Origin of the sequence: Algibacter ulvanivorans (assembly GCF_048381495.1) — a bacterium.
GTDB classification, from domain to species: Bacteria; Bacteroidota; Bacteroidia; order Flavobacteriales; family Flavobacteriaceae; genus Algibacter_B; species Algibacter_B ulvanivorans.
In genome coordinates, this window is record NZ_JBLWGD010000007.1 from 193,883 (window position 1) to 203,673 (window position 9,791).

Annotated in this window: 10 protein-coding genes; 7 read left to right on the forward strand and 3 right to left on the reverse strand. The window is 31.1% G+C overall.

Going from position 1 to position 9,791, the window contains the following annotated elements:
• Positions 1-8 precede the first annotated feature (8 nt).
• Positions 9-485: a hypothetical protein gene (locus tag ACNG5D_RS15450; protein WP_418184435.1), complete on the forward strand. Its 477-nt coding sequence runs from the start codon at positions 9-11 to the stop codon at positions 483-485.
• A gap of 7 nt (positions 486-492) precedes the next feature.
• On the opposite strand, the gene gldC is transcribed toward ACNG5D_RS15450, so the two are convergent.
• Together gldC and gldB are read right to left on the reverse strand one after the other, a co-directional pair.
• Positions 493-828 (reverse strand): gliding motility protein GldC, encoded by a 336-nt coding sequence (gene gldC / locus ACNG5D_RS15455; RefSeq protein ID WP_418184436.1) that lies wholly within the window; start codon positions 826-828, stop codon positions 493-495.
• The gene (gene gldB, locus ACNG5D_RS15460) at positions 828-1,790 is read right to left on the reverse strand and encodes a gliding motility lipoprotein GldB (protein ID WP_418184437.1); all 963 of its coding nucleotides are present in this window, start codon (positions 1,788-1,790) and stop codon (positions 828-830) included. Before gldB ends, gldC begins: the two co-directional genes overlap by 1 nt.
• A 92-nt stretch (positions 1,791-1,882) precedes the next feature.
• Between gldB and nadE the strand changes: the two genes are divergently transcribed.
• Positions 1,883-2,680: an NAD(+) synthase gene (gene nadE / locus ACNG5D_RS15465; RefSeq protein ID WP_418184438.1), complete on the forward strand. Its 798-nt coding sequence runs from the start codon at positions 1,883-1,885 to the stop codon at positions 2,678-2,680.
• Between the two features lie 88 nt (positions 2,681-2,768).
• Positions 2,769-3,398 (forward strand): response regulator, encoded by a 630-nt coding sequence (locus ACNG5D_RS15470; protein WP_418184439.1) that lies wholly within the window; start codon positions 2,769-2,771, stop codon positions 3,396-3,398.
• 5 nt (positions 3,399-3,403) lie between these two features.
• Here ACNG5D_RS15470 and dnaG read toward each other — a convergent pair whose 3' ends face one another.
• Entirely contained in the window at positions 3,404-5,362 is a 1,959-nt protein-coding gene (dnaG, locus tag ACNG5D_RS15475) for a DNA primase (protein WP_418184440.1), read from the reverse strand.
• A gap of 90 nt (positions 5,363-5,452) precedes the next feature.
• On the opposite strand from dnaG, the gene ACNG5D_RS15480 reads away from it, so the two are divergent.
• The 4 genes from ACNG5D_RS15480 (at position 5,453) to ACNG5D_RS15495 (ending at position 9,530) form a co-directional block, all read left to right on the forward strand.
• The gene (locus tag ACNG5D_RS15480; RefSeq protein WP_418184441.1) at positions 5,453-6,634 is read left to right on the forward strand and encodes a tyrosine-type recombinase/integrase; all 1,182 of its coding nucleotides are present in this window, start codon (positions 5,453-5,455) and stop codon (positions 6,632-6,634) included.
• Between the two features lie 85 nt (positions 6,635-6,719).
• Entirely contained in the window at positions 6,720-7,109 is a 390-nt protein-coding gene (locus ACNG5D_RS15485; protein WP_418184442.1) for a hypothetical protein, read from the forward strand.
• The gene (locus tag ACNG5D_RS15490) at positions 7,106-8,440 is read left to right on the forward strand and encodes a hypothetical protein (protein ID WP_418184443.1); all 1,335 of its coding nucleotides are present in this window, start codon (positions 7,106-7,108) and stop codon (positions 8,438-8,440) included. Before ACNG5D_RS15485 ends, ACNG5D_RS15490 begins: the two co-directional genes overlap by 4 nt.
• 160 nt (positions 8,441-8,600) lie before the next feature.
• Positions 8,601-9,530 (forward strand): hypothetical protein, encoded by a 930-nt coding sequence (locus ACNG5D_RS15495; RefSeq protein WP_418184444.1) that lies wholly within the window; start codon positions 8,601-8,603, stop codon positions 9,528-9,530.
• Positions 9,531-9,791 lie beyond the last annotated feature (261 nt).

Consider the following 9,791-nt stretch of genomic DNA (forward strand, 5'->3'; position numbering starts at 1 on the left):
TATTAATAATGAAAAACTTGATTTTAATTCTAATTATAACATTATTTATAACACCGTTTTGTAATTCGCAACAAATTAACACAGAAAAAGTATTTGGCGGCTATAAATACACCTATAATGATGAATTAATATCTATAGGCGATTTAGCATCTATTATAGAATCTAACACCAATGCCTTTAAATTAATTAAAGAAGGGCGAACCAACAGAAGCTTATCTGCTGCTTTAGGTTTTATTGGTGGCGGATTAATAGGATGGCCAATAGGTACGGTTTTAGGTGGCGGCAAAGCAAATTGGACTATGGCAGGCATTGGTTCTGGCCTTATAATTTTGGCTATCCCAATTTCATCTGGCGCTAACAAAAAAATTAATCAAGCTGTAAAACTTTACAATGCATCTTTTAAAGCGACATCTAAAAACACACTAAAACCAGAATTTAGCATTATTGCAAACCAAAACGGTTTTGGTTTATCTATGTGTTTTTAAAAGTATTTTACTTTTTAAGCTCTAGCTTCTCGGCAAAATAATCGCAAAAATCTTTCATGGTTGCACTCATTTTTTCGTCTTGAGTTGCCCTTAAAAAGGTATCGCTCATAGCAACTAGGGTTTGATGAAAAAACACTTTCATTTCGTCTACTGGCATATCTTTTGTCCATAAATCTATACGAAGTGTTTCTTGAGCTTTAGCATCCCAAACGGCAAGCATCATTGCTTTAGCTTCTTGGTTAGTTATACCTCCATCTTGAGCTGTCCAATGTAGTTTTTCTGGCACACGATTTTCGTCCAATTCAACATTAAGTTCTATTTTCGATGTTTGAGTATTTGCCATTATTTACGGGGTTTAAACTTTGAGTTATTAAAAATTTCTTCGGTACTTTTTATTAGCATATCTTTAAAAGACACATTATTTTGTTGCATATAAGCTCTTACAATTTGCCAACCTATATATTGCCCTAATCTTCCTGGCGAATCGGCATCAATCTCTTCTAAATAAAATTTTGAAAAAGGTGCAGGGTTTATAAATCGTCGGGGCAATTTAGTATCTGTACTAAACAATAATTCTCGACCTACAAAATAGCGCCAAATATAGCTTTCGTTTGCTATTGCCCAATTTAACTCTTCATTAGAATACTCTATACGTTCTGCTTCGGTTTTAAAAGGTATTACTTTGTCTTTAAAATAAAGTAACTTACCATGATAAATCATTTCGTCTAAAAGGGTTTTACGAGGAGCTTGGTAGGTATATTTCTTAGCATATTCGTTAGCCAAATTAATTACAATATGTGCTTTATTAAAATGTGCTTTTAAATAATTAGCAATACCGCCATAAAACTTATGTTTACTACCTAAATACGAGTCTAAAGCTATCACAGCAATGGTGTCTGTTACTATAACTCTATTTCTATAATCTACATCGTTGGTTGTTGTAATGATTCGAGGCGGATTAAACTCAGGAAAATAGTATTTTAAATGATTAAATAAGGATTCAATTTCGGTTTCAACAGGCTTAAAATTAGCAAATGTTTTTTCAACCTCTTCAAACAATTGCGTTTGTAAGGTATCGGCTTTTTTTTCCAACCAAAAATCATCTGGGTACAAGTTAGAAAACATAAAAGGATATGCCTTTTTTAAATCTGGTAAACTATTATGTGTAACTTCAGCAAATAGCCTATCAAAACGTTCTATAGTAACATCTGTATTTATTTTGGCTATATCTAGCTCTTGAGTATTTTCATTTTTACAAGAAAATGTAATTAGCAGTAAACCAAAAAGAAATAATATAAATCTCATAGAAAACTTAAACGTCATAAATTTTTATAAATTGAGCGGATGGTTTATTTTTGTTTGCAAAGGTACTATTATTACACATAAATTCATTTAAAATGCAAACAGAAAAAGTTGTAAATCACATTGTAAATTGGTTAAAAGATTATGCTACAAAAGCAGGTGTAAACGGTTTTGTTGTTGGCATTTCTGGCGGTATAGACTCTGCTGTTACCTCTACACTTTGTGCAAAAACGGGTCTTAATGTGTTATGTGTAGAAATGCCAATTCACCAAGCAGAAAGCCATGTAAGCAGGGCTCATGAACATATTGCACAACTTAAACAACGTTTTAGTAATGTTGATGACACTCGTGCCGACTTAACTCCTGTTTTTGAAGAGTTTAAAACCGAGGTGTTTATGGATGGCGAGCAAGCTACAATTGATATGGCTTTAGCCAATACCCGTGCTAGATTAAGAATGACTACACTTTATTATTACGCAGGGCTTTACGGGTTATTAGTTGCTGGAACTGGTAATAAAGTTGAAGATTTTGGTGTTGGTTTTTATACCAAATATGGTGATGGCGGTGTAGATTTAAGTCCTATTGCCGACCTTATGAAATCTGAAGTTTATAACATAGGCGAATTTTTAAAAGTACCAGATTCTATAATGAAGGCAGCCCCTAGCGATGGATTATTTGGAGACGCCAGAAGTGATGAAGACCAAATAGGTGCCTCATACCCAGAGCTTGAATGGGCCATGAAAATGGACGATAAAGGAAAATCGAATAGTGATTTTTCTGGAAGAGAATTAGAGGTATTTAAAATTTACAAACGTTACAACAATAACAACAAACACAAAATGATTCCTATACCTATTTGCATAATTCCTAGTAACTTACTGTCAATTTTGTGAATTGCATAAAAAAACCTTACTTTTACCGCAAGCTTATTCTCTCAACCTAACTATTCTCTCAAAATAGTTTTTAAAAAAAGCTTATATTATGATAAAATTATTAGTAGCAGACAACCACCCTATTACTAGAAAGGGTCTTGAAGTACTTTTCTCTGCATCGCCAAACATTCAAGTTGTTGGTAGTGTAAATGATGGAGAAGACATTTTAGATTTTGTAAAGAAAAATCCAGTAGACATTGTTTTAACCGAAGCCGATTTTCCTAAATTAAATGGATTAACGGTGCTACGTTATTTAAAAAATGATTTCCCTGATGTTAAAACCATTATTTTAAGCTCACAACCCGAAGAAGTTTATGCCATTAACGCCATTAAAGCTGGTGCTGCTGGATACATAAACAAATCTGAAAATGTTATTACTATTAGCGAAGCCGTTACCAAAGTTTATGATGGCGGAATTCATTTAAGTAACGACTTAACACAGCAATTAGCTTTTGGTACAAGGGTTAATAAAAGTGGTAATTTTTACAAAAAACTTTCTACAAGAGAGTCTGAAGTATTAAAACTTCTTACTATTGGTAGAAAAAACAAAGAAATTTCTAAAGAACTAGATATTAACGAAAAAACGGTTAGCACTTATAAGGCTAGACTTATGAGAAAGTTAAAAGTTACAAATTTAGTAGATTTAGTAAACCAAGCTAAACTTAGCCAACAGGTTTAAGCTTTTTACAACACCCTGTTTAGTTTTCTAGACAGTAACATTTTTAGACCCGAATAGTCTTTTACTTCTTCAAGTATATTTCTATTCGAGTCTATTTTATTTTGTAGTGTTTCTTGTTGAAATTCTTTTACTTTTAAATCGATTAAAAAGCATCGTAAGCTTAAAATGGTTTCGCTAACCAGTTGTGCTACTGTATTTATTTTTTCTTTCGGAAAAATATTCATTCTTTTCCAATCGTCTAAAGTATAACGTTCGTCTTCCATTAAAATAGTGGTTATTTCGTTGGCCATTTCTTGGTCTACAGAGTTAACAAAGGTTTTTAATTCAAACTCTTGATCTTGGTTTAAACGGTCTATTATGGTATAATATAGTGTTTTAAATTGCGGATTTGAAAATTGCATTTCATCATCTTGTAGGTCTAGAAATATTTTTTCGAATACTTTTGCTTCATGAATTACTGGCTCTAACCCTAATTCTCCTTTTTCATTTTCTTTAAGCACTAAATCTTCAAAACTTTCGGTTTTGTTTCCGTAAAGCAATAAAATTTCTATTATTTTACGTTCTAATAAGTACTGTACGTTAACTTTTTCTACTGGTGGCTTATGTTTTATAACATTGAAAGCTTTTTGCTGTGTTTTTAATTTATTATTTTCTTCTTGGGTTTCTTTTTTATTTATTTGAGCTAAAGTACTAAAAAGTACTTCTTCACTTATATCCATAATTCTGGCACATTCTTGAATATAAATTTCTTTTTTTATTCGGTCTGGTATTTTAGAAATACTGTTTACAATGTCTCTTACTGTATCGGCTTTTTTTATGGGGTCGTTTTTAGACTCTTCAAATAATATTGAGGCTTTAAACTGAATAAAATCTTTTGCATTATCATTTAAATAAGCTGATAATTCATTTAAAGTGTTTTGTTTTGCAAAGCTATCTGGATCTTCTCCTTCTGGAAATGTACAAACTTTTACATTCATACCTTGCTCTAAAATTAAATCTATACCACGAAGTGAGGCTCGCATACCTGCTGCATCACCATCAAAAAGTACTGTAATGTTTTTTGTTAACCTATTTATAAGTCTTATTTGTTCTGAGGTTAATGCGGTTCCGGAGGATGATACTACATTTTGTATTCCGGTTTGATAAAATTGAATAACATCTGTATAACCTTCAACTAAATAACAATTATCTTCTTTAGCTATACTTTGTTTTGCATGATATATGCCATATAATACTTTACTTTTATGGTATATTTCGCTTTCTGGAGAGTTTACATATTTAGCTGCTTTTTTATCGGTAATTAAAATGCGACCTCCATAACCTAGCACGCGACCACTCATACTTTTTATTGGAAACATAACACGCCCTTTAAACCTATCGAAACGTTTATTTTCCTTAACTATGGTTAATCCTGTTTTTTCTAAAAAATCGATATTATAACCTTGCTTTAAAGCTTCGTCTGTAAAGGCTTGCCACTCGTTTAACGAGTAGCCTAGGTTAAATGTTTTTATAGTTTCTTCTGTAAAACCACGTTCTTTAAAATAACTTAGTCCTATAGATTTTCCTTGATCTGTTTTATGTAATATTTTTTGAAAATAGGTATTTGCAAATTCGCTAACCAAGTACAGGCTTTCCCTTTCGTTTGCTTTTTCTTTTTGCTCGTTAGATTGCTCGGTTTCTTCAATTTCTATATTATACTTTTTGGCTAAATACCTAATAGCTTCTGGGTATGTAAAATGCTCATGTTCCATTAAAAACGAAACTGCGGTTCCGCCTTTACCGGTCGAGAAATCTTTCCAAATTTGCTTAACAGGAGATACCATAAAACTTGGCGAGCGCTCGTCACTAAAAGGGCTTAATCCTTTAAAATTACTTCCTGCTTTTTTAAGTTGAACAAAATCTCCAATAACTTCCTCTACTCGAGCGGTTTCAAAAACTTGATCTATGGATGATGGTGATATCAATTATAAACATTTTTAAAGTGTAAAATTACGTATTAACTATCGATTTTTGAAATATAAATATTTGTTGTATTTTTATTACAAATCCCATTTATGCAAACTCTTCCGTTAGTTACTTTAAAACGTCAATACCACAGAAAAGCTCATCAAATTACCATTAATTTTAAATATAATGATACTTTAATAAATATTTTACGTAAAAAAACCGAGGCAAAATGGAGCCAAACACTCCGAGCTTGGTATTTACTAAATAACCAAAAAAATTTAAATACAATTCTTAACTCTTTTAATAGCTATGCTACTGTTAATGCTGATGAAGTTTTTGACAAAAGGTTACCTGTAAAAAAATTTCCAAAAAAAAGAGTTAGACAATTAAATAATGAAAACCGAACATTATTAAACAACTTTTATAAATACTTAAAAGGAAAACGATATAGCGACAGTACGGTGCATACATATACGCAATTGGTGGCCGATTTTATTGAGTTTTACAACGATAAGATTATTAATAACTTAAATAACCGGAGTGTTGAGCTTTATATTGAAACTGTTTATGTTAAACGAAATTATGCTATTAATACGCAACGCCAATTTATTAGCGGGCTAAAATTATTTGTTGTTTTTAACAAAAACACTAAAATTAATAACTTACAGCTACAACGACCAAAAAAGGCTAAACAACTACCTAATGTGCTTTCGTTTAATGAAATTATTAGTCTTATACAGGTTACTAAAAACTTAAAACATCGTATAGTAATTGCTTTAATATACTCGTCTGGGTTACGTATAAGCGAACTTATTAATTTAAGAGTAGCTAATTTAGAAATTGAACGTCGACAAATTTTTATTAAAAATGCAAAAGGCAAAAAAGACCGCTATGTTAGTTTAGCCGAAAGTATTTTACCACTTTTAAAGAATTATTTAACAACGTATTGCCCGCAGGACTACTTAATTGAAGGTCAGAATGGATTACAATACTCGGATAGTAGTATTCGTAAATTTTTAAAACATTCGTGTAAACTCGCAAATATTAAAAAAGTGGTTTCGCCACACACTCTGCGCCATAGCTATGCTACACATTTACTTGAACAAGGGGTAAATTTAAGACATATTCAAGAGTTATTGGGTCATGCGCGCCCTGAAACCACCATGGTTTACACTCATGTTGCAAGGAAAGATTTACTAGATATACAAAGCCCTTTGGATAAAGCTATAAACCATTTAAAGCATATTGAAAAAAGAGAAGATAAATTCCTATTATACCGTAAGAATTGATGGGTATTTTACTATATTTATCCGGATATAACTAGTTGTAAACAATGCTGAAAATCGAGATTCATTGAAAAACCTATTGACAAAAATGTTTAAATCTTCCAAAAAAAAAGAGTGGAATAAAAACCATATTATTAATTGGAAAAAACCTTTAGAATTAAACGATTCAGGTTTTAGCAGATTCCAAAATGAATTAGTTTCTAAATTAGAAAACGTTTTAGCAGATTGCAGAATTTCATATGAAACCGAAATAACGGAGCATTCCGATTTAAATAACGAAAATAGAATTGTGAAAATGATTACGCTGACTTCTGACAGAAATTCTAAATTCTGGATTTATCACGATATGGCTGAATTGGAAATAACAAAACAACACGAAATTTATGAAGAATGGGGATATTTAAAACCCGAGGATTTGATTAATGAATATTTAAAATCGACAAACGAATTATTAAAATTTAAAAATAATCGGAATTGAATAATGGAACTGAAAAAAGCACAGTTTACAACACCGTATATAAAAAATTGCTATTTTTAGCTAAATCAAAAGGTCGTTGCACGTTTGCTACGTCTGATTTTCCTTCGGAAAATCCTCGCACGCAAACACGCAACTTTCCATATACAAACACGTTGTATGCAATTAAAAACCAAAATATGAACCAAGCAAGAACAATAGCAACAATGACTTTTTTGTTCATTAGTTGTCTGATTTATAGCCAAACTACAACTACGGAAAGCAAAAGTTGTGGAGCTTGCGGAAAAGCAGTTTCGATTTACTCAAAGGTTGGAGATACTTGTCCACATTGTGGAGTACGATGGGGAGATGAAAATACTCGAACAACAACTGTAACTAAACCTTCCTATACTCTACCAAGGACGAATTATCCTAGTTATTCAAACACTAATACTTTTCCAAAAAAGACAGTTGAAAAGAAAAAACCAAATCCATTTGCTTCTAAAAGCAAAGATTATACAATTAAATGGTTAAATGATAAACTCAATACATATAAACAAAACTATTTGAGTTGTTCTTCCGATTTTGGAACTTATAATTGTCTGGAATATAAAGATTATGACTTCAAATTTCAAGATGGCTATCTAATTGTAAAATACAATTATAAAGAAAATGACATTGTGAATTATATACCTCTGTACGACATAAATTACGCATACGGAAAAAGCTACAGCGATGATTTTAGTATCTCAACTAACGCTAAAACTATTGTGAGTATAAACAAAACAACTGGTAAAAAAGAATTTGATAATTACATTCAAATAGGCTTTGAAGCTACAAGAGAAAGTGGTTTAATGGATAAAGTCATCCTAGCATTTGAGAAAATTTCTTCTGTCAGCACAAAACCATCAAGCAGTAGTCTTCCAAATTATACAACGGAAATGGATACTAATAGACCAACTTCTTATGAAACTAAAGAGTGGATTATATCAAAATTCAGGAAATATGGAAGTTCGGAATATACTTACCAAATATCAGGCTGGAATTTAATAATGCAAAAGGATATTAACAACAACTATTATGGCAGAACATACACTATACCGCTTTGCGATTGTAGTGTTTACAAAATAGACAACAGATACAATTTTAATAAAAAAGAGAATTTTGCCATTAGTTCAAGAAATAAAAGCATAATAAATAAATCCAATTACAAGAATAAAGTGTTTTACAATCAAAAAGTGGAAATAGTATTTGAATTGGGCAGAGAGAAAGACCTTGTTGACCGAATAAATAAGGCTCTGAACAATTTAAAATATTACTGTCCGAAAAAGACTGTAACTAAAGAAAAATTCTAAAAATAACTGCATACAACAATGGCTATAAGTAATTGCTTGTTCTCGCCTACTTCTGAAAATCCTTGCGGATTTTCAGCTTGGTGTGTACTTGCAAAGTTATGTACTAAACCACGCAACTACTCATAGCCGAGACCGTTACCTATAATTGAAAAAAACAATTGTGACTACATTACTAATTTTAGAAATGAATGATAATGCTTGGGGAAGAATAATTGTGGCAGGAGTCGCCTCTTTTATTATTTTCGGAATTGTAGGCATAGTCCGTCACATAAAATATAGCAAGTCCGAAGAAGGAAAACTTCACAAAAAAATTGACAAGAAAAAATCAGCATTATCACAATTATCTAAATACAAAAATCAAAAAGATTTTGTCAATAAAGATTTAATTGACAGAAAAAAGAAAGAGTTATATGGAGAAATTGAAGATGATATTTTTCGATATAAATTAAATACAAATAAGGAATACATTCAACTTAAAGAACTTAAAAAACAAGGGATTTTAGATAACGAAGCTTTTAACGAAGCTGTGAATAATATCAAAAAATCGATTGACAAAATTCCTGAAGAGAATAATGAAATAATAACATTAGACAACGGAGAGAATTTAGAAGTCAAACCTTATTTAAAAAATACTCTAAAGAATTCTAAACTTATATCCAATTTGAATACTTATAATGAACAAGTCGTGCGTTCAGGGAAAAACCTTTACTATATTTCAGACAACACAATTAAAAATGTATATCAAGAACGTGTTTATGACAACGGACTGATTTTTGGACAACAGAGAAACATCATTAGTTATGGAGATATTTTATTAAATCCAGAACAACAATTTGATAATGACATTATAGACGTTCTATCCTTTTGCAAAGTTCGTATCAAAAAAAATAAAGTAAATCAAGTCTATTGGGTTAAAAAGGGAAAAACCATAAACAAAAAAACTATTGAACTTTATCAAAAAAACAAGAATAAAATTACACTTAATGATTTAGTTTTTATCGACTCTGTAAAAGCAAAGAATGGATTTCATTTTGCGAATTTATATGGTAGTTTCAAAGTTATAAAAACAAAAAATGGAAAAGTATCTTGAAAACAACTATAGGTAACAACGGCTATAATTCATTGCGGCTGAATTCCTAATCGGAATTCAACGCAATTTTACTATCTTTCGGCTACGGCGGAAAGAATCCTGCGGATTTTTCCGCAACGAAATCATAGCCCAAAACGTTGGCAACAAATATGGAATACCATTACTACATACTTCAGAATGGATTTTCCACAGATAAACAGAAGTTGAAATCAGGAACATTTATTGTGAGAATTCCGACTTATTTCCCCATTAATTTTTCTG